Source organism: Bacteroides faecium, assembly GCF_012113595.1.
Classification (GTDB): Bacteria; Bacteroidota; Bacteroidia; order Bacteroidales; family Bacteroidaceae; genus Bacteroides; species Bacteroides faecium.
In genome coordinates, this window is record NZ_CP050831.1 from 1,522,757 (window position 1) to 1,543,016 (window position 20,260).

Consider the following 20,260-nt stretch of genomic DNA (forward strand, 5'->3'; position numbering starts at 1 on the left):
TTATGAAGAATAATAAATTAACTGTATTCTTGATGGCTGTATTCACAGTATTTGCATCATCATGTAGTGATTTTCTAGATACGGTTTCCGATAACCGGACAGAGGTGGATAATGCCAGTAAGATTACTTCATTGCTGGTTTCCGCTTATCCTAACTACTCTCCGTTCCTGTTGGCGGAACTGTCTTCCGACAATATGATGGATAACGGTATCCGGTTTGACGATACGCAACTACAGGAAGATGCTTATCTGTGGGAAGAACCGACGGATGCCAGTTATGATAGCCCTTACGCTTTGTGGGAATCATGCTATAAAGCGGTAGCTTCGGCCAACCAGGCACTGCGGAGCATCCGGGAACTGGGTGACCCTGCCAGCCTGAATCCTCAAAAAGGAGAAGCGTTGCTATGTCGTGCCTTTGCGCATTTTTTGTTAGCCAACATCTTCTGTATGCCTTATAACCCGCTAACGGCGGAACAGCAACTGGGTGTACCTTATCCTATGGAACCGGAAGAAGAAGTAATCGTTGTGCACGAACGCGGAACGCTCGCCCAAACGTATGCATGGATAGAAAAAGATATTGAAGAAGGTTTGCCATTGGTGAACGACGTGATTTACAGCGTGCCCAAATATCATTTCAATAAGAAAGCGGCTAATGCTTTCGCCGCGCGTTTCTTTCTTTATTATCAGAAGTGGGATAAAGTGATTGAATATGCGGATAAGGTGCTCGGAGCAAATCCTGAAACAATGATCCGTCACTGGGAGGAAGATTTCGGCGCGCTTAGTCAGGTGGACGATGTAGCTAACCAATATATTTCGGAGAAGAAAGCGGCCAATCTGATGTTAAACGCCAGTTATTCACTTTGGCCGATAATTGTCGGGCCTTATGATATTTATAAGCGCTATGGGCATGGGATGGATGTTTATGCCGTAGAAACGATTCAGTCTAACGGTCCGTGGAACTGGCGCGGAGGACTGGTGATGAGTAATATTATCGTAAGTATTCAGCAAAAGAATCCGTTTCCCAAGATAATCGACTATTTTGAGTACACCGACAAAACGAGTGGAATCGGCTATGACCACATGGTGTCTGTAGTGTTCAGCGCAGACGAGACTCTTCTCTGCCGTGCCGAAGCGTATGCCTTGCAACAGAATTATGCCCAGGCGCTGAAAGATATTAATACGTGGATAAAGTATAACAGTGTCATCAGCCAGGATGACGGTTCCGACCTGACCCTGACTGAGTTGAGGACATTTTACAGGAGTCTCCGTTATGCGCCTGCGCTCATCACTTCCCGGCAGCAAAGAAGTGTAAAGAAAACGTTGAATCCGGAAGGGTTTGCAGTTACTGCGGGTACACAAGAAAACCTGATTCAATTGATTCTCCAGTTGCGGCGCTTGACCGGGTTGCAGGAAGGGCTGCGATGGTATGACCTGAAACGTTATGGAATTGAGTTCTCTCACAACAGGGATAACGATACGCCTGTCGTATTGACAAAAGATGACCCCAGGCGGGCTATTCAGTTGCCGCAAGATGTAATCAATGCGGGGATGCGGCCTAATCCAAGAAACAATTAAAAAACGGTTGAAGATATGAAACACTTGAAATATATGACTTTGATGCTATTCTTTATTTGCGGCATAAGCTCCTGTAGTGAAGATAGTATGGACGACCGGAGCATATTTACCGGTACGGAACAGCAAAAAAAAGAGTTTGACAACTGGTTGTTAAAAAACTATGTATATCCATATAACATTGATTTTAAATACCGGCTGGAAGATCATGAGTCCGATCACGATTATAATCTGGTTCCTTCCGAATATGGCAAGTCGGTGGCTATTGCCAAGCTGGTCAAGTTTTTATGGATTGATTCCTATATAGAAGTAATGGATGACAATAGTGAATTTATTTGCACATACGGTCCGAAAATGATTCACCTGGTCGGTTCCCCGGCCTATGAGGAAGGACAAATCACACTGGGGACTGCGGAAGGCGGACTGAAGGTGACTTTGTATAATGTGAACAATCTGGATCCTAAGAATCCGGTAATCGAGGACTTGAACTTCTGGTATTTCAAGACTATGCATCATGAGTTTTCCCATATTCTGCACCAGACTATCGAATTTCCACAGGAGTTTTATGAAATATCAACAGGCAAATACCTGGGAAGCGGTTGGGTGAACGTTACAGATGAGGCGGCACTGAAGAGAGGATTTATCACTCCTTACGGTGGCAGTGAAGTGCATGAGGACTTTGCAGAGACAATCGCTAATTATGTGACTCATGATGCAGCCTGGTGGAATAAGCAGATTATTATTGCGGGTGACGGAGCTACTTATATTCAGCAGAAACTGGAATTGGCACGCACCTATATGCAAGAAACTTGGAATATCAATTTGGACTCGTTAAGAGATATTGTGCAGCGCCGCTCTTCAGAGGTGTTGGATTTAGATTTGGAAAACTTAAATGATTGAGGTTATGAAGTATTTATATAATTTCTGTATAGTTCTTGTCCTTCTTGCTTTTGCGTCATGCAGTCCCGAAGTGGATGATGTATTCAGTGAAACGGCATCCGAGCGTATTAATAAGGCTATAGAGGAGGATTTAAAGGTGTTGCAGGGTGCTCCGAACGGCTGGATGCTGGAATATTATCCTTCTGCGACAAAGATGTATGGCGGATTCACTATTCTGCTGTCCTTTGATGAGGAGGGAAATGCAAAAGCCGCATGCGATATGTTTAGCGCAGACAAGGTCGCGCAAAGTATGTATGCGGTGAAACAGAGCACGGGGCCTACATTGACTTTCGATACGTATAATGAGGTTTTCCATTTGTTCTCCGAACCTTCCAATATATTCGGCATCGGTGATGACGGGAAAGGAATGGAGGGAGATTATGAGTTCCTGATTTTGGAATGTACCGCGGATAAGGTGGTATTGAAAGGCAAGAAAACAGGTGTCAAAATGTTGATGACTCCCCTGCCCGAAGACAAGACATGGCAACGATACCTGAGTGAAGTTCAGCAAGTTGCAAAAGAAGCGTATTTAGGCATGTATGATGTGCAGATGGGCGGGGAGACGGAATATACTGTTGAGCAGGAATATCATCGTTTTGTATTGACACATGAGGACGGAACACAAGAAAACCTTCCGTTTGTATATACCGCAGACGGCATCAAGTTTTATGAACCTGTCGAACTGGGCACTACTCAAATGCAGAATCTCGCATGGGACAATAGCCGGCAGGCATACGTGAGCGGTGACATAACCATGAAGGCAGTCAAGCCGGCAGGATATAGGCTGATAGATGACTTGACCGGTACTTATACTTTCTATTATAGCAGTCCCGTTCAAACTGTTACAGTTACCCTTGAGCGTTTTGACAGTGGCAACCCTTTCGCTCTGTATCTGGTAATGAAGGGATTTGAGGATTACGAATTTCTGATACCCTATGATAGTGTGTATGGTAGAATCAGTATTCTCACCCAGATGCTGACTTCTTCTGTGGCGTTATTGCCATGGGCGATAGATCCGCAAACGGGTAGCGGCAACATCTCTACGACCAATGGCGTAGGACTGGTGGGAATCAACGGCAGCAATGGGCTGATTACTTTTAAAGATAACGGAGTGTGGGGCGAAGAGGTGAATTCGATGATAATCTTTGACCTGGTTGCAGGGCAGCCTCTAATCCGGATCCCATATATTACTAAGATGGTGAAACAATAAAAGTGGCAGTATCACTTTTTTTATTAATAACTCAATGATAAGTTTATGAAAAAGTATTCATTTTTGTTTTTAGCAATGATGTCCGTCTTCTGTGGATGTTCGGACGACGATAACTTGAAGGACGTGGGTGGTGGAACTACCACTGAGGGACCATCGGTAGAAATCTCTTCCATAAATGGAGATGAGGGAAGTGCGGTATATGCTACATCTGCTACTTTCAACTTGAAAGCCAACGGCGTGGAATCATATGCGTATCAGGTGGCGGAAGGAGAGAAAAAGGATTCTCCTGCCGGAGAAGTGATTTATGCCGGCGCTACAGGAGAAGACGGTAGCGGGATTAATGCACTCAAGGATGGTGACAACAGTGTCACGATTTACGGTTTGGAGGGAAACAAGACTTATACGGTGTTCTTTGCTTTTAAGGCTGATAAGGAATATGTATTGAAGTCACAGGTAATCACTACGCCTGCCTATACACGCCGTATCACGGTGATAGATACGAAACCTTACAGTATTAAAGTGCATGTGGAGGTTCCGGAAAATACTTATTATAAGTTTTCTTTCGGACGCAGGGATATGTATCAGGCTCAAAAGGATCAGTTTGGGCTGACTGATGGCGATTATGTGTCATATGGGGAACTGTATAAAGGTCCTAAGACCATTAATCTGGTAGACGGTGAATATCTGGAGGAGAATCCGGATGAAGGGGATATGGCTATTCAGGTTCTGCCCGGTTATCCTAACGTTATATTAGTGGCGGAATGTGATGAAGAAGGCAATGTATTGTGCGAATACGACTTTGGGGATGGAGGTGAAGGAGAACTGTTGAAAAGCACCCGCTCTGTCACTCCACCGTTGGAAGATGGTTATACAGAGGTGTGTTCGGACGAGGGAGCTACTTTTAATGGCATATATGCCAAGCAATATGTTTATGGTGGCTCTACGTTGATTGAAGGCAAAATTTCCATTGAAACGGTGAAAATAACGGAGCGCTCGGCAACTTTTGCCCTTGTGCCGGATGAAAGTGTCGTTAAATATGCAGTTAATGCAATGTCGCAGGAGGAATATGATTATTATGTCACCTTGTGTGGTGAGAGAGGTATGCCTACCTTTATGCTGACCGGCAGTGATATGTATACTGATCCCTTGGAAATGTCTACCCACCCTGATTATCTCCCTTTCGAGAAAGGAAAGAAATATAAACTGATTGTTGTGGGTACGTATACTGACGATTACAGCGTACAAAGTATTCAAATCGTAGATTTCACCCCGCTTGAATCTACGAAACCGGAAGCAAAACTGGAGATTACTTCTAAAGTAGACCCGGATCACAGCCCATGGATGGTATGGTTTAATATTAAAGCCCCGGGCAAGGATTGTTCGTATATCAAATATCTGATGAACTATATGAAAGAATGGGCTCCTATGCTGAATTCGGGCACTACAAAAGAAGTATTGATGCAATCTTACGGTCAATATGTGAAAGAAGCGGACGTTATTGATGCTATCAATAGTGACGCAGGGTATGACATCAGTTTCACTTCCTGGGAAAATACGGAATCGATGATGCTGGTGGCTTCTTTCAATGATGATGAGAAGATGGCTGTGTACGAAGGTACATCTTCCTCTTTGCCCGAACAGGACAAGGCACGGGTGGAATCTTCATTGTTTGATGATCTGAAGGGAGACTGGACAGCTACTTATCATGCGAAGTGGAGTGATTATACAGGGGAGTATGATAAGGATGTATCCTTTAAAGTCACTCTTGCCGGAGAACCGGATCAGGGACCTTCTTCTTTCAACTCCGGCAAAGACTATGACGCCCTTTTCAATTACTTCAAGGAAAGTGCTCTCAAGGAGGGACAAAGCGACTCGGAAGCTGCGTCTTATGCGGGAACAAAGGTGGCCGAACTGTTTGAAGATTATAAATCGGAAGCTACACGATATGCGGGCAAATACAGAGGTCAGAACCGCCTGGTAGGTCTGGGATTTGATATGGCTCATGAATATAAGAGTTCCTGGGATTTATTCTGCTATCTTGATTATTCCGCTTATGATACGGAGGAACTGTTCTTCGATTATGGCCCGAAATTGTTCTTCGAAATCAGCAAGGACGCGAATGGCAAAGATAAGATGGAACTGGTGACTGATGAAAGCCGTATTGCTCCGGTTTCTGCATGGCAGATGTATGATGTTTATCTCCGGGGATATAATTCCGCTAATTATAACAACGCTCCTACAGGCAGTTTCCCGGTCACTGTGTCCGAAGATAAGAACACGATTACCATTGGAGGTATTGAAGCTGACGGGACAATGTGTTATCCTTCTCCTGTTTACTACACGATGGGCAATTACTACACTTTTGTTACACAGACAACTTCTCCTATCAAGCTGACGAAAGGCTGGAGCGAACCGACGACTACGGCGAAAGCATCCAAATTGGCGGTTAATAATGGCAAAAAAGCCGGTGCTGTCCGTAAGGGCAACCGTTTCATGCGTACAAGCCTGCCTTGGACTAAGAACGGTGTATTGCCGTTGATGCCGAAGGCTACTATCAAATCGTCTGTACTCTTGAAAGAGAATGTTCAGAAGAAAGCGTCCGAACAGCACTCCAAGATGCTTAAGAAGCGCTAGTGACAGGTTGTAAATAGAATTAAGGGATGCACCGGTTTCTTTCCGGTGCGCCTTTTATTAAATAAAGGAATGCTTCATACAATGAAAAAGAACAGTATAATAATGGGAATCTTCCTTGTCTTTTCCACTCTTATGGCGGATGCGCAGTCATTGCCGAATGTGAAAGTGGAGAATGCGGACGGGAAACAGATTGAAGTAGCTTCATTGGTGGACGGAAAACCGTTTATCCTCTCATTTTGGGGGGTGACGTGCAAACCTTGCATTACGGAGCTGAATGCGTTGAACGAAGTGATGGATGAGTGGCGTAAAGAAGTCGATTTCAATATCGTTGCCGTATCTGTGGACGATAGCCGTTTCACCTCGCGTGCACGTTCGATGGCGAAAGGGTTCGGATGGCAGTTTACATGTGTGTTTGATAAGAACCAGGACTTGAAACGGGCATTGAATGTATCTCTCACTCCGCAGACGTTCATTGTAGATGGAAAGGGAAAAATAGTCTATTCGCATACCGGATATACGCCGGGTAGTGAGAATGAACTGCTCGACAAACTAAAGGAACTGAAAGCTGAATGAAAAAAGGAATCATTTTAGGCTGCGTATTGGGAGCTGCCGCTTCACTTTACGCGCAGGATGCGACGGATAAAGGCACTTTGAGGGGGAGTCTGGAAACGAATAATATCTATTACGTGAAAGACAGCAAGCTCGACGCGTCGTCTGCCGCCAATCCGGACGACCATTTCGGCTCGAACAGCTATCTGAAGCTGGATTATACAAAAGGGCGTTTTTCTGCCGGTGTACAACTGGAAGGTTATCTGCCTGCTTTGCAGGGATACGATTATGCTACCTATGGAAACGGTAAACGTACTTTGTTAGGGACAAAATATGTCAGTTGGGAAGATGGTGACTTTGGATTCCGTGTGGGCGATATATTCGACCAATATGGCAGCGGATTGATTTTCCGCAGTTATGAAGACCGTACGCTGGGATTTAATAACTCTGTGGAAGGATTGAGCGGACACTACGAATATAAGAATTATGTTTCGCTGAAAGCGATGTACGGGCGTCCGCGCCTGTATCTTGACTATGCCGGCTCATCCGTCCGGGGAGCAAACATGAATCTTTCCGTTTCGGATATTCTGGGATTGAAACAAGTGAATTTCAACCTTGAAGGCAGTTATGTAAACCGGTATGAGGACTTGAAAGATAATCCGGACTTTGTAGACAGGCTGACGACTTCCAACCTTGACATGTATGCTATCGGGGGAAGCCTGGGTTGGCAGGGGCTGGATGCCCGTGTGGAATATGTGGACAAGGGCAAGGACTTGCCGTTGCCTGCCTCTTCGGAAATGGTGAAAGGGAAAGCGATATTGGCAGAATTAGGTTATACATATAAAAGTTTCTCCGCTCTGGCTACCTATCGTCGGTTGGAACATATGAACACCAGGCTCACACTGACCGGAGAGGGAAGCGGAAATGTACTGAACTATCTGCCCGCACTAACCAGGCAATACACCTATATGCTGGCAAACCTGAACCCTTACCAGACAAATGCGGAAGGGGAGAGCGGGGGACAGGCGGATGTGTATTATTCGTTCCGTCCTGCTTCAAACAGAAGTAATTACTGGAATTTTCACGCTAACGCGTCCATGTATTATTCGGACAAGGATATCACAAAGAAATCGCGTCTGATGTGGAGGGACATTAACGCAGATGTGGAACACCGCTGGAATAACCAGTGGAAAAGTGCGGCACTGGTTTCCGTTCAGGAATGGAGCCCGTCACACGGAATAAATGACGTGACTTATGTTTCGAACATTTTTGTGCTGGATAACACGTACAAGTTTAACCGGAAGATGGCGTTGCGGTTGGAGTTGCAGTACCTATATTCTACTGATTATGAGAAAGATTGGATGGCCGCGTTGTTGGAGTTCAGCATAGCGCCCCGATGGAGTTTCAGTGTGAGCGATATGTATAACAATGGTTCCACGAAGATACATTATTACAACGGTTCCGTGAGCTATACAAAGAAAAGTACCCGTGTGCAGTTGGGATATGGGCGCAACCGAGCCGGATATGTTTGTTCGGGTGGTGTTTGCAGGTATAGCCCGGCCTATACGGGAGTCAACCTCATTGTGACTTCTTCTTTTTAACGGATGGTTATTATTGTTTTATCTAAAACGAATGATTATGAGAAAGTTTGATTTATTGAATCTGTTGGCGATGCTTTGCGCCTGTTTGTTTTTTATCTCCTGCTCCGGCAATGACGGAGAGGGTGACGAACCGGGTGGCAATGGCGGGGGAACCAATCCTGAAGGAAAATTAGTTTTATCCGCTTCTGCTTCGTTTATTAATAATGACGGACGGGATGCTGCTGTGTTTACTGTCAGGATGGGGGATACGGATATTACTGATAAGGCTAAAATATATCTGGGCAATGATGTATTTGCCGGCACAAGTTTCACTACCACTAAAGTAGGCGATTATACGTTTTTTGCAAGTTATGAGGGTGAGATTTCCGATAAAATCACGATAAAGGCGATTGCCGGAATACCGGATATCCCGGATGACCCGCAGGCAGATAAGTTCGACGGATTTGTACATCGTGTACTGGTGGTGCAATCTACGGGAACGTGGTGTCAATATTGCCCTTATATGACGGCCGGCATTAAAAGTTATCTGGAGAGCGACGCTAATACGGGCGATGCTGTTTTTGCGGCAGCCCATAATGGTGATGTGATGGCTAACGATTATTCTGATGCTGTCAATCAATGGTTGAGTGTTAGCGGTTATCCGACATTGAGCTTGAACCTTGACAGTAGAAATAAAGTTCAACATCAAGGTGAGCCTGCGGCTACGGCTTCAGCTATTTCCGGAGCTGTCTCCAACACTCTGCGGGACGCTGTTCATGTGGGTATTTCCGCTTCCGTCAGTGGTACTGAAAATAGCGGCATACTGACTGTGCGTGCCAGAGTAAAGATAGGGGCAGACGGGAAGTACCGTATTGCGGCTTGGTTGTTGGAGGATGGAATCCGGGCAGACCAGGTGAACAGTACCGGGCTGACTGACAAGGACAACTTCTCTATACACAACAATGTATTGCGTATTAGTTCTGCCGCGAGTGCTTATGGTGTCCAGTTGGGAGAAAACGCATCTTCAACCAAAGGCAGTGTGAAGGAGTATGTCTGCACATTGAATCTGGCGGACGCGAAGGTAGCGTCATTGGCAAAATGCAGGGTTGTCATATTCGTCACTGCTCCGAAAGACGGTAAGTTCACGGTAAATAATGTCATTACTTGCCCGATTAATAATAGTGTGGCTTTTGAATATGAGTAATAGCTCCGTACAGATGAATTGTAAGTGGTTAGACTGCCTGTGGATGTGGTGTATGCTGTTATTCATGGCGGGATGTAGCGACGATGACGGAAAGGGGGAGGTGCCTCCCGCCTTTCTCGAAGTCGCTTCTGCGGTCTATGATAATGTTGACGCGGGAAATTCCACACTTACGGTTTCTGTCAAAAGTAATGTTGAATGGACAGTAGAGAGTGATAAGGCATGGTGTGTGGCACTTTCCGGAAACACTGGTTCGGGTGATGCGGATATCCGGCTGAAGATAGCCGAGAATCTCACGCAGGAAGCGCGTACGGCTTCTGTAAAACTATCGTCTACGGATAAGGTGCGGGAAGTGACGGTGACTGTCAATCAGTTGGCTCCTGTGTTCGTTGCCGGGGGATATTATAAACTTCCGGTCGTATTCCAGATGCTTTATGTCAATAAGAATGATAGGTATCAGTATATAACTCCCGGACATTTGGAGAAAGTAATAGGCGAAGTAAACAGACTTTATCGGGAGTCCGGTCAGGAAATGAATCTGGAGTTTGTGATGGCTACGGATGACCCTCAGGGCAATGCACTTGAAGAACCGGGGGTGAACCGGGTGGCATGGACTACCGGAAAAATGAACTGTGAAGACTTTATGAACAGCCGCGAGCAGCGTCATCTGGATTTGATTTGGGATCCGGACAGGTATATTAATATTATGCTGTACACTTTCTCGGATGCAAGCGTTCTTGGCATTGCACAATTTCCCTTTACCGTTTATCCTGATGAATTGCCGGGATGCAGCGCGTGGAAGGGTGGTGTGCCGGGACAGGAAAACTTGAACCGTCCGCAGTGCATATCCATCAATAACAAATATATCTATGATACCGGTGCTTCTCTGACTCCCGAAACGCCGGAAGGGACGGATACTTATGTCATTGAAACCATCGCGCATGAATTGGGGCATTATCTTGGTTTAAGGCATGTGTTTTCCGAAGCTATTTACGGCTGTTCGGATACAGATTTCTGTGAAGATACCCCTACTTACGACCGGACTTCGTACATCCGTATTTTGCAGGCTTATGGTCAAAATTATATGCAACATTTGGATGAACTGGTCATGCGTGATGACTGTGAGAGCGGTGATGAGTTTATATCGGACAATATCATGGATTACTCTATTTCGTATTTCAATGTGTTTACCCCTCACCAGGCTGAGAGGGTGCGTTACATACTGGAGCATGGTGCGTTTATTCCCGGTCCCAAAAATCGGCAGGCTAAAGCGGAAACGCGGGTATCGGGTATGCTTGAACTCCCTATGGAGGTTATGAAATAATTTTGTATTATTAATTTAGATTGAATTCTTATGAGAAAATTAGTGGAAAAATGGATGGTATATCCTGTTCTGGCATTAGGTTGCTTATTGGGAACCGTTGCCTGTGGGGACGATGATGAACCGGCAACAGAGCCTGCGGCAAAAGTTGAATTCAAGTTGAATGCGGAGAGTGTCACTCTGCTTGCAGAAGGTGGAAATTCTTCTGTCACTTATACATTGGAAAATGCAGGCGCCAACTCTTCCGTCCGTGCGACTTCCGACCGGGAATGGGTGCGTAATCTTAAAACCGGCACGGCAAACAAAATTACTTTTGATGTTGCGGCGAATACGGAAACTGAGGCCCGTGAAGCGAAGGTGACTGTTACCTATTCGGATGACGTGAATGAGGATGTAAAAACTTCGTTCGTCGTCAAACAGGCGGCTGGTGACCCTGATTTCGTGATTACATTAGGAGAAACCGGCTCTAGCTGGATACAATTGGGTATGGTCCCAAAGGACGCAAATATGCGGTATATGCTGGGCGCCTTGCCGGTAGAGGATATGGACGGGTATATAAGTGATGAGGCTTTCTTTGATAATGAGATGTCCGGCTATCAAGAACTGGCTGATATGGCAGAAATGACGTTGGACCAGGTTTTGGACATCCTGTTTATGAAAGGTTCGGTTAGTAATGGGACTATAACGCTGTTGGAGCCGGAAACGGAGTACTATGTATATTGTTATGGTATCGCAAGTGATAACGAACTGGCTACACCTGTTATCAAACAGAAGGTGACCACGCCGGCGGCAGGTCGGGTAAGCAACACAATTACTATTGATGTTACTGAGGAAACTGTCCGTAGTGTGACGGCAGATATAACAGCGACTACGCCTGACTCTTATGTGCTTGTTTATGCTGCGACTAAAGATATTTCCGGATTGACAGACGATCAGTTGACCAAAGAATTATTAAACAAGAATTATACTTTGGAAGCCGGAAATAATAAAGACGCATTGTTTAATAACCTTTCACCGAATACGGAGTACACTATTCTTGCTATGGGGCGTGCCGGCGGAGTAGCTACTACCGGGGTTGTTAAAGCTACCTGTAAGACGAAAGAAGCCCAGCAGTCCGATATAACTTATAGCTTGCCTGACAAGAAATATTTCGATGCTTTGGAAGTTCAGAAGCAACATCCGGAGCTATTTGCCGGTATGACTGTGACTGCCGAGGATGTAATTATTGCTGCTAATATAAAAGCGGATGGGGCATCATCAATTTATACCGCTATGTTTACTCAAGCGTCTATTGACGCAGAGGAGGCAAGATTAGGCAGGAAACTTACGGATGAAGAGTATCTCAATTTAGCCCTGAACCAGGGAGATGACGGAAACCTTATCATGGCTATAGTATCCTATGATCTTCCTTTGGTATTGGTCGGTGTAGCAATGGATGCCGATGGTAATCCGGGTACAGTATATAAAGAAAATATAACGGTTACGAAGAGTAGTGTATCTCCGGCTGCGGAATTCGACGCTTATCTGACTGCGAAGAGAATGTCGGGATTTGCCTTATCATCTGTTGCAGATAGTTCTTCTATGAAGAGTTTGTTGCAGAAGAAACATACGGACGGAAGCGGATTGAAATCATTTGCTGCCAAACCTGTTCGTAGCCGACTGAAGAAATAATATGTTTTGAATAGTATGTTAAAGCGAGCGCGCTTAGATAAGTCTGACCATAAATTTATTAACTAGGGTTTGGCTTACATTATTTGTTCTGGAATAGCTGTTTTGTGATAAAACGGCTATTTTTTTGTATGTATGAATTTGGCCTCTTATCCGGTGCATCTACTTGAAGATGTTCAGATGATGGCTCAGACGGAAATCGTTCGAATTTGAGCCGAAAACATGCCTTAAATGAAGAAAAGCCGGGGCGCAAGGCTTCGGCTTTCACGCTTTTCGTTTTCTTGGGAGAAACGATTCTTTATTATTGCAGATTAGAATACTTTAAACTCATACCCTTCCGCCTTTAAAAACTCGATGGAACGGGGCAGCGCATATAGCAGGTTTCCGTTGTTCCAGGATTTCAGGGAGTCATGGAAAGTAATGATAGAACCATTGCGGGCATACCGCTTTACGTTGTTCAGTACCTGCTCCGGGCTCATCCGCTTACTGTAATCGCGGGTTACAAGATCCCACATAATGATGCGGTAATGATAGCGCAGCGTATAATATTGCCGGAATCCCATATGTCCGTGTGGCGGGCGGAAGAGGTCCGAGTGAATAATCTCGTCCACCTTTCTGGCATTTGCCAGATAATCCGGGTTGGAATATTCGAATCCGCGGATATGGTTGAAAGTATGGTTGCCGATGCGGTGTCCGTGCTCTACCACCATCCGGTATTCGTCCGGGTGTTTTCGTATATTGTCGCCTACCATGAAGAAGGTAGCCTTGATAGCATGCTTTTCCAGTACATTCAGTACCCAGGGAGTTACTTCGGGGATAGGACCGTCGTCAAAAGTCAGGTAGACTGCCCGCTCGTTCGGGTCCATTCGGAAAATAGCTTGTGGATACAACGCCCGTAAAAGCCAGGGTGGTTGTTCTATAAACATGAGAGTCTGTGTTTTGATGTATCCAAGCAATAAGTATTAAGTATTTTACCGTGCCGGAAAATATGCCGGAAGAAGTTGCGGTTGATACTTAATACTTACTGCTTTATACTTAAATTATTTCCCTTTCATTCTCGTAACATACTCGTTGTATAGTTGGTCGAGTTGTTCGGAGTAGTGTTTTGCAAGTTCTGCTGATTTGTATTTCTCCATTAAGCGGATTTCGGCGTCAAGCAAGCTGGCGTTATATACGAAATTCTCGCTGGCAATGGCAAGCTGGCTATCAGTCAGGCTGAGATACCAAATCATGTATTCGAGCGACTTGTTGGCAAGTTCGTCGATAATCTTGTTGGCCTTCTCGGTTTGTTCCAGTTGATAATAAGATTCTGCCATCTGGAAAGCGCCGTTTGCCCAGTCGTATGGTACGTTGTAGGCCGGAATCATCTTTTCGGCATAGTCAAGGGCTGCAAGAGCCTTGTCTTTCTTGCCTTCCTTGATGAGCTGCCCTACAAGCTGTGTGAAGACACGGCGGTGCGTGTAGCACATACGCATCACGTTCTCGTCGATGTAGATACCCGGTTTGTCGATGCCGCCAAACTTGAACTTGTTCATCAGGTTGTCGTACATCTTCTCGCTGTCTATCTTGCTGTCGAGCTTGTCCGTATCGAACGGAGTGAAGCGGTAGGCAAGGCCTTCTTGTGTGAAGTGGTTGCCCATGCCTAGATGGTTCTCGCTGCCTACGGTGATTGCCATGTAGATAGGACGTTCCCAGTTGGCGTTGGCAAGCATTTCGAGCATCATCAGTTCACTCTTGTAGAGGGCGCGTTTCGGGTTGCCGTTGGCGTCTCTCAGGGTGATAGTCATGTATTCGGGGATGGAGTCGCCCAATGCTTCCGGTATTTTCATGCCGGAGCGGCGTACGGCTTCCTTGTCTATCTTCATTACGATGCTGTCCGTAGGGATAAGCGGTAATTGTATATCCTTGCCGGACTTTTTGAGAAGCTCCTTCAACTGGTCGTTCTTGCCGAGCATCCAGCGGTTGATGATTTCCTTCAGTTCATAAGGATTCTCGCCGAAGATGGAATGAACGAGTGACAGAATAGTCGTGTCTCCCTGTGCTGCCAGTTCATTGGCTTGCTTGAAGTAGCTGTCGATAAGGGCTTTCATTTCCGGGCGGATAGAGATATACTCATTCTGTCCTTCCACGTACTGTACACGGTCCCAAGTGATAGGAAGCGACGGAGAATCGTAAGCCGGACGTTTCATCTGGTCGATATACCAGTCGGTTTGCAGGTAACTCAAGTTACAGGTACGGGCATCTGTACGGAAACCTTCCGTTTCCTGGTTGTACCACAAAGGGAAAGTATCGTTGTCACCGTTGGTGTAGATTATCGGATTACCCTCTTCCTGCAAAGTCATCAGGTAGTTTTGACCGAAGTCGCGGGCTACGAAACGTCCGCTGCGGTCATGGTCATCCCAGGTTTGTCCCGCCATTTGGATGGGAACAAATAGACAAAGGACAGATGCCAGGGCGGCTGCCGGAAGTTCCTGCATCTTGCAGTATTCGCGCAGCATGCGGATGATGCCTGCCACTCCCATACCTACCCAGATGGCAAAGGCATAGAACGAGCCGGCGTAGGCATAATCTCGCTCACGGGGCTGTGCAGGTGTCTGGTTGAGGTAGAGCACGATGGCGATACCCGTCATAAAGAACAGGAAGAATACCACCCAGAATTGCTGGATACCCCGCTGGCTGTGATAAGCCTGCCAGAAGAGTCCTATCAAGCCGAGAATTAACGGCAGGCAGTAGAACACATTGTGTCCTTTATTATTCTTCAGATCCTGTGGAAGCAATTCCTGATTGCCTACCAGCAGGTTGTCGATGAACGGAATACCGGTAATCCAGTTACCATGTTCTATCTCTCCGGTGCTCTGTATGTCGTTCTGCCGTCCGGCAAAGTTCCACATGAAGTAACGCCAATACATGAAATTCAACTGGTAGGAGAAGAAGAACTTGATATTCTCCCATTGGGTAGGCATATTCACCATTACCATTTCGCCGCATTGGTCGTAAGGCACGTCATAGCCTTTGATGTCCACCCATTGCTTGTAGAGCGGGGCGTGTGACGAGCTATACATACGCGGGAAAAGCATATTCTGTGCGTATTCGTATTCGATACGTCCCGGGAGTTCGATATAAGAGTCTTTTTCGTCCGGTGAAGTCTTTTCCTTGCGGACATATTTGCTTCCCGTTTCCGATTGGCGAGGAACGCAATATCCGTCTTTTACGTCGAGTGCCACTTTCGAAGAGAAAGCGGGACCGTAGAACAGAGGACGTGTTCCGTATTGTTCACGACCAAGGTATTCGCCCAGCGTGAATATATCTTCCGGTGAGTTCTGGTCCATCGGAGTGTTGGCGGTAGAACGGATAACGATTAGTGCGTAAGAAGAATATCCGATTACAATCATCATGGTACACAGCAATGCCGTATTCATGGTGCGGGCGGAAATACGCCATTTCTCTTTAATCTTCTCTTGTACGCTAGGGGCAAGATAGAGCCCCAATGCGGCAATAACAAGGATGCCGATAACAATGCTGCTTGCCCCATGCCCGTAGAATGGGATACCAAGCAAGGCAATCGTCACGATGAAGGAGATAGCCATGCGCATCTTGTTCTTCTCGGTATAACTTTCGTATACACCCCAAATAAGAGAGGCTGCAAGCAGGATGATATAAACTACTACGCCTGTGTTGAACGGCATTCCCAAACTGTTGACGAACAGCAGTTCGAACCAGCCGCCTACTTTCACGATGCCCGGCACGATGCCGTAGAGAACGGCAGCCACCAGTACGCCGGAGCCAACGAGTGCCAATAGCGAGCCTTTCGCAGTGGCATTCGGAGTTTTCTTATAATAGTAAACCAGTACGATGGCGGGCAGACAAAGCAGGTTCAGCAAGTGCACGCCAATACTTAATCCTGTCAGATAAGCAATCAGGATAATCCAACGGTCACTGTGCGGCTGATTGGCTACGTCTTCCCACTTCAGAATCAACCAGAAAACGACAGCAGTAAACAGAGAAGAGAAAGCATATACTTCACCTTCTACGGCCGAGAACCAGAATGTGTCACTGAACGTATAGACCAGTGCGCCGACCAGTCCGCTGCCCATGATAGTAACAAGCTGTCCTTTAGTTATATTGTTTTCGTCAGTGATAATCAGTTTACGAACCAGGTGTGTGATGCTCCAAAAGAGGAACAGGATACAGGCACCACTCATCAGGGCACTCATATAATTCACCATTTTCGCAACGGTGGTTACGTCGGAAGCAAATTGGGTAAACAGATTCGCCATCAGCATAAAGAAAGGTGCGCCGGGCGGGTGACCGACTTCCAGTTTGTAGCCGGTGGTTATAAACTCAGGGCAATCCCAGAAACTTGCGGTCGGCTCTATCGTGAGACAATAGACTGTTGCCGCAATGATGAATGTAAGCCAACCCATGAGGTTGTTTACGGTTCTGTACTGTTTCATTAGCACTATGGTAGTTTATTCGTTAAAAACGCGTTATGCGGTCGCAAAGATAGTGATTTACCTGTATATAGGAGAAGAAAGTAAGAATTATTAAGTATAAGGATGTTGAGAATATGAAATATGATACAAATGTTTTTTCACTTGGTTTTATCTATGATTTATGTTTATTACTAATAAAAACGTTTGTTTATTGGCAATAAAAGGCTATTTTTGTCTTAGCTAATAAACAGTAACTTATGCCTATTAATGCAATAAAGCAGGAATTATTGTCGAAATTGAAGCAAGAACATTGCTTTTGGTCGTACAGTGAAGCCTCAATCAAGGATATTCCGGATGATATATTGATTGAGAATACTTTGTTGCATCTTGATTTGGAGGAGATTAACCAACTCTTTCTGATATATCCTTTCAAGAAAATAAAGCAGGTTTGGTTGGATTACCTTGTTCCGCAGGAGGAATATCTCTATACACTGAATCGTTTTTTTGCGTGGTACTATTTCAAAGTAAAGAAACCGGATGCTTATATAAAGTCTATGGCAACTCGTCACCTAAATAAAATGTTTGCATGAAAGGGTTGGCTCCACATACAAAACAAGTCTTTGAAGCAGTCTCCAAACTGGATTGCATCAAGCCTTATCTTCTGGTAGGGGGGACTGCTTTGTCTTTGCAAATCGGAACTCGCCAAAGTGAGGACTTGGATTTTATGAAATGGCGTGTTTCTAAGGCGGAGAAAATGGAAGTAGCCTGGTATCAGATAGAGAAAGAACTTGCTACGGTTGGGAATATTCAACACAAGGATATTTTGGATATAGATCATGTAGAATATCTTGTATCCGGAGTGAAATTCTCATTTTATGCCTGTCCTAAATATTCTCCTGTCAGTGAGCCTGTGGATTACTTGAATAATCTGAAGCTTGCTGATGTGAAGTCTATTGGAGCGATGAAAATGGAAGTAATGTTACGTAGAAGTAATTTCCGTGATTATTACGATATTTATTCCATCTTGAAGTCAGGCGTGCCGGTTAATGATTTAGTCTCCTTGGCTTTAAGTTACTCCGGGCATAAATTGAAGTCTAAAAACCTTCTGGCAATCCTTACTAATGGTAGCCGCTTTGCAAGAGATGCCCATTTTGAGCAACTTGAACCTGTTTATGCTGTGACTGCACAAGAAATAGAATCTTATATAAAGTCTAGTCTGTTATAAACTATCACTGTATATTTACAATCGGATTTTAATCGCTAATATATTATTAAAACGATAATCTGTTCCAATGTTCTTGAATGAATGTTCATCTGTTCCACCTTTCTTTAGTAAGGTGTAGATCCTTCGTAGGGTATTAACAGTTGAGTTGCAGCATCTATATATGCCCAATACCATAGCTCTTTAATGGTCGTGATGATGTTCTCCCAAAATGCGGTGTGGCAATGTCCCGTGTCCGAGCAACTCGATAGGGCAGTTGAAATTCCTTTCCAACCATTCGGTAGTGACACCGGCGTCCGGATGGTAATCCAGCGTTTCATTGACACAGGCGATAGACTTCACCTGTTGCAGCACGGTGCCGATGTCATGGCTAACGAGAATAATGGCACACTCTTTATTGATTTCAGCGAGTAACTCATAGAGACGTGCTTCAAAACGCTTGTCAATGTATGTGCTGGGTTCATCCAGAATAAGCACTGAAGGGTCGGAGATGATGGCGCGTCCTAAAAGAGCGCGTTGCAACTGTCCGCCGCTTAATTGTCCGATAGCACGGTGTTCAAGCCCTTCGAGCCCCATGCGGGCGATGACTTGTCCACCTTTCTCCTTCTGTTCGGGCGTGAACCGGGATGAAAGTGACTTCTGTATGCTTAGGCCGGAGAGGATCACTTCTTCTACCGAGATGGGAAACTTCCGGTCAATGGTGCTGTATTGGGGCAGATAGCCCAGTGAAGGCTTGCAATTGAATATAATCTCCCCGCCGGTGGGCTTTAGCAACCCCAGGATACATTTTATAAGCGTTGTCTTTCCACCGCCGTTCGGGCCGATAATACCTAGAAAATCCCGTTCGTAGACAGCAAGATTAATGTCATGGAGAACGTTGCGGCCGTCGTATCCGGCAGAAAGATTCTTTATTTCGATAATTGGCTTTGTCATTGGGCTTTCTCTGATATTGTTTTCTAGTCGTTTATTCTTTTGTTTCGGTAGGAGCGAGAGCTTTGGCTACATTCAGCATCTCTTCTTCCCAGTCGTAGCTTAAAGGGTTGATGGGGACAACCTTCGTTCCGGTCTGTTGCGCGATGGTTTCCGCATTGCGTTTGTCAAATTCCGGCTGAACGAAAATTACACGTACATCTTCTTCCTTGCAGAGGTCTATCAGGTCTTTCAGATGGGCGGGAGAAGGCTCTTTGCCGCCTTCCTCGATAGAAATCTGATGCAATCCGTAGTCGCGGGCGAAGTAGGAGAGTGCAGGATGGTAAATCATAAAGGCTTTGGCAGCTTCCGGTGCGGAGAGTTGTTGACGAATCAGGCTGTCGGTATGCTGGATACGCTGACAGAGAGAGTCGTAACGTGCCATATAGTATGCATCGTTGGCTTTATCCAGTTGGCTGAGGGCTTTGTAGGTGTTTCCGGCGATGATTAGTGCATTGGCGGTAGAATTCCATACGTGCGGCTCTACGGCGTGGGTATGGCCGTCATGGGGGCCATGTCCGTGTCCGTGGTCATGGTCGCCGTTGTTCAGGATGAGGTCGATGCCTTTGGAAGTATCGAATACTTGGATATGGGGCGTATTGTTCATCAAACGTTCCATCCAGGTCTGTTCGAAGCCGATGTATCCGATGCGGAAATAAGCTTTGCTATCTCCGAGGGAAACAAGCTGTTGGGGGACAGGGTCGTATGTCTCCGGACTGGAACCTTTGGGAACCATGCTGACTACCTTGAACTTATCTCCTGCGATGGCTTCGGTGAAGTAACGCTGCGGTTCGAGTGTGACGGTAATCACCGGTTTTTCCTCATCGCCGTTATTACTTTTGGACGAGCGTCCTGTGCAGGCTGCCACTAACAGGCAGGAACTAAGGAGAAGGAGCGTTCTTATATCTTTTAGTTGCTTTCTCATGGTTTTTCTTTTATTTCGAGGGTTTCTTTTTATCTTAT

The 20,260-nt window shown here is 45.6% G+C and carries 15 protein-coding genes; 11 read left to right on the top strand and 4 right to left on the bottom strand.

Translation table 11 applies throughout. From position 1 onward, the window contains the following. The first annotated feature begins 2 nt into the window (after positions 1-2). The 9 genes from BacF7301_RS05375 (at position 3) to BacF7301_RS05415 (ending at position 12,676) form a co-directional block, all read left to right on the top strand. Entirely contained in the window at positions 3-1,574 is a 1,572-nt protein-coding gene (locus tag BacF7301_RS05375; RefSeq protein ID WP_167960916.1) for a RagB/SusD family nutrient uptake outer membrane protein, read from the top strand. A 15-nt stretch (positions 1,575-1,589) separates the two neighbouring features. Further along, complete coding sequence (locus BacF7301_RS05380) at positions 1,590-2,471, top strand: zinc-binding metallopeptidase (RefSeq protein ID WP_167960918.1); 882 nt, start codon at positions 1,590-1,592, stop codon at positions 2,469-2,471. Positions 2,472-2,475: 4 nt separating this feature from the next. Continuing rightward, complete coding sequence (locus tag BacF7301_RS05385; protein WP_167960920.1) at positions 2,476-3,720, top strand: DUF4302 domain-containing protein; 1,245 nt, start codon at positions 2,476-2,478, stop codon at positions 3,718-3,720. Positions 3,721-3,765: 45 nt separating this feature from the next. After that, entirely contained in the window at positions 3,766-6,354 is a 2,589-nt protein-coding gene (locus tag BacF7301_RS05390) for a hypothetical protein (protein ID WP_209319505.1), read from the top strand. An 81-nt stretch (positions 6,355-6,435) separates the two neighbouring features. Then, entirely contained in the window at positions 6,436-6,927 is a 492-nt protein-coding gene (locus tag BacF7301_RS05395) for a TlpA family protein disulfide reductase (RefSeq protein WP_167960922.1), read from the top strand. Then, a complete protein-coding gene (locus BacF7301_RS05400; RefSeq protein WP_167960924.1) occupies positions 6,924-8,504 on the top strand; it encodes a DUF6029 family protein in 1,581 nt (526 codons plus the stop codon). The genes BacF7301_RS05395 and BacF7301_RS05400 overlap by 4 nt, the downstream gene beginning before the upstream one ends. A gap of 37 nt (positions 8,505-8,541) precedes the next feature. Next, positions 8,542-9,687, top strand: coding sequence for an Omp28-related outer membrane protein (locus tag BacF7301_RS05405; protein WP_167960926.1), 1,146 nt, complete (start codon positions 8,542-8,544; stop codon positions 9,685-9,687). Positions 9,688-9,700: 13 nt separating this feature from the next. Then, positions 9,701-11,008, top strand: a complete 1,308-nt coding sequence (locus tag BacF7301_RS05410; protein ID WP_167960928.1) for a zinc-dependent metalloproteinase lipoprotein — start codon at positions 9,701-9,703, stop codon at positions 11,006-11,008. A 30-nt stretch (positions 11,009-11,038) separates the two neighbouring features. Further along, positions 11,039-12,676 (top strand): BACON domain-containing protein, encoded by a 1,638-nt coding sequence (locus BacF7301_RS05415; protein WP_167960930.1) that lies wholly within the window; start codon positions 11,039-11,041, stop codon positions 12,674-12,676. A 308-nt stretch (positions 12,677-12,984) separates the two neighbouring features. Here BacF7301_RS05415 and BacF7301_RS05420 read toward each other — a convergent pair whose 3' ends face one another. Both BacF7301_RS05420 and BacF7301_RS05425 read right to left on the bottom strand, forming a co-directional pair. Continuing rightward, positions 12,985-13,599, bottom strand: coding sequence for a polysaccharide deacetylase family protein (locus BacF7301_RS05420; RefSeq protein WP_167960932.1), 615 nt, complete (start codon positions 13,597-13,599; stop codon positions 12,985-12,987). 114 nt (positions 13,600-13,713) lie between these two features. Then, on the bottom strand, positions 13,714-17,127 hold the full coding sequence (locus BacF7301_RS05425) for a glycosyltransferase family 117 protein (RefSeq protein WP_167960934.1): 3,414 nt from the start codon (positions 17,125-17,127) through the stop codon (positions 13,714-13,716). 236 nt (positions 17,128-17,363) lie between these two features. Here BacF7301_RS05425 and BacF7301_RS05430 point away from each other — a divergent pair, with 236 nt between their 5' ends. Together BacF7301_RS05430 and BacF7301_RS05435 are read left to right on the top strand one after the other, a co-directional pair. Then, on the top strand, positions 17,364-17,696 hold the full coding sequence (locus BacF7301_RS05430; RefSeq protein WP_167960936.1) for a hypothetical protein: 333 nt from the start codon (positions 17,364-17,366) through the stop codon (positions 17,694-17,696). Further along, positions 17,693-18,331 carry a nucleotidyl transferase AbiEii/AbiGii toxin family protein gene (locus BacF7301_RS05435; RefSeq protein ID WP_167960938.1) on the top strand — a complete coding sequence of 213 codons (639 nt, stop codon included), beginning with the start codon at positions 17,693-17,695 and terminating at the stop codon, positions 18,329-18,331. Before BacF7301_RS05430 ends, BacF7301_RS05435 begins: the two co-directional genes overlap by 4 nt. A gap of 180 nt (positions 18,332-18,511) precedes the next feature. Here BacF7301_RS05435 and BacF7301_RS05440 read toward each other — a convergent pair whose 3' ends face one another. Beyond that, positions 18,512-19,261, bottom strand: a complete 750-nt coding sequence (locus BacF7301_RS05440; RefSeq protein ID WP_167960940.1) for a metal ABC transporter ATP-binding protein — start codon at positions 19,259-19,261, stop codon at positions 18,512-18,514. Between the two features lie 31 nt (positions 19,262-19,292). Next, a complete protein-coding gene (locus tag BacF7301_RS05445; RefSeq protein ID WP_167960942.1) occupies positions 19,293-20,222 on the bottom strand; it encodes a metal ABC transporter solute-binding protein, Zn/Mn family in 930 nt (309 codons plus the stop codon). Between the last annotated feature and the right edge of the window lie 38 nt (positions 20,223-20,260).

Coding starts and splice junctions, on each gene's coding strand:
- BacF7301_RS05375 (WP_167960916.1), top strand. CDS start 3: ATGAAGAATAATAAATTAACTGTATTCTTGATGGCTGTATTCACAGTA.
- BacF7301_RS05445 (WP_167960942.1), bottom strand. CDS start 20,222: ATGAGAAAGCAACTAAAAGATATAAGAACGCTCCTTCTCCTTAGTTCC.
- BacF7301_RS05395 (WP_167960922.1), top strand. CDS start 6,436: ATGAAAAAGAACAGTATAATAATGGGAATCTTCCTTGTCTTTTCCACT.
- BacF7301_RS05380 (WP_167960918.1), top strand. CDS start 1,590: ATGAAACACTTGAAATATATGACTTTGATGCTATTCTTTATTTGCGGC.
- BacF7301_RS05430 (WP_167960936.1), top strand. CDS start 17,364: ATGCCTATTAATGCAATAAAGCAGGAATTATTGTCGAAATTGAAGCAA.
- BacF7301_RS05410 (WP_167960928.1), top strand. CDS start 9,701: ATGAATTGTAAGTGGTTAGACTGCCTGTGGATGTGGTGTATGCTGTTA.
- BacF7301_RS05420 (WP_167960932.1), bottom strand. CDS start 13,599: ATGTTTATAGAACAACCACCCTGGCTTTTACGGGCGTTGTATCCACAA.
- BacF7301_RS05415 (WP_167960930.1), top strand. CDS start 11,039: ATGAGAAAATTAGTGGAAAAATGGATGGTATATCCTGTTCTGGCATTA.
- BacF7301_RS05385 (WP_167960920.1), top strand. CDS start 2,476: ATGAAGTATTTATATAATTTCTGTATAGTTCTTGTCCTTCTTGCTTTT.
- BacF7301_RS05390 (WP_209319505.1), top strand. CDS start 3,766: ATGAAAAAGTATTCATTTTTGTTTTTAGCAATGATGTCCGTCTTCTGT.
- BacF7301_RS05425 (WP_167960934.1), bottom strand. CDS start 17,127: ATGAAACAGTACAGAACCGTAAACAACCTCATGGGTTGGCTTACATTC.
- BacF7301_RS05435 (WP_167960938.1), top strand. CDS start 17,693: ATGAAAGGGTTGGCTCCACATACAAAACAAGTCTTTGAAGCAGTCTCC.
- BacF7301_RS05440 (WP_167960940.1), bottom strand. CDS start 19,261: ATGACAAAGCCAATTATCGAAATAAAGAATCTTTCTGCCGGATACGAC.
- BacF7301_RS05400 (WP_167960924.1), top strand. CDS start 6,924: ATGAAAAAAGGAATCATTTTAGGCTGCGTATTGGGAGCTGCCGCTTCA.
- BacF7301_RS05405 (WP_167960926.1), top strand. CDS start 8,542: ATGAGAAAGTTTGATTTATTGAATCTGTTGGCGATGCTTTGCGCCTGT.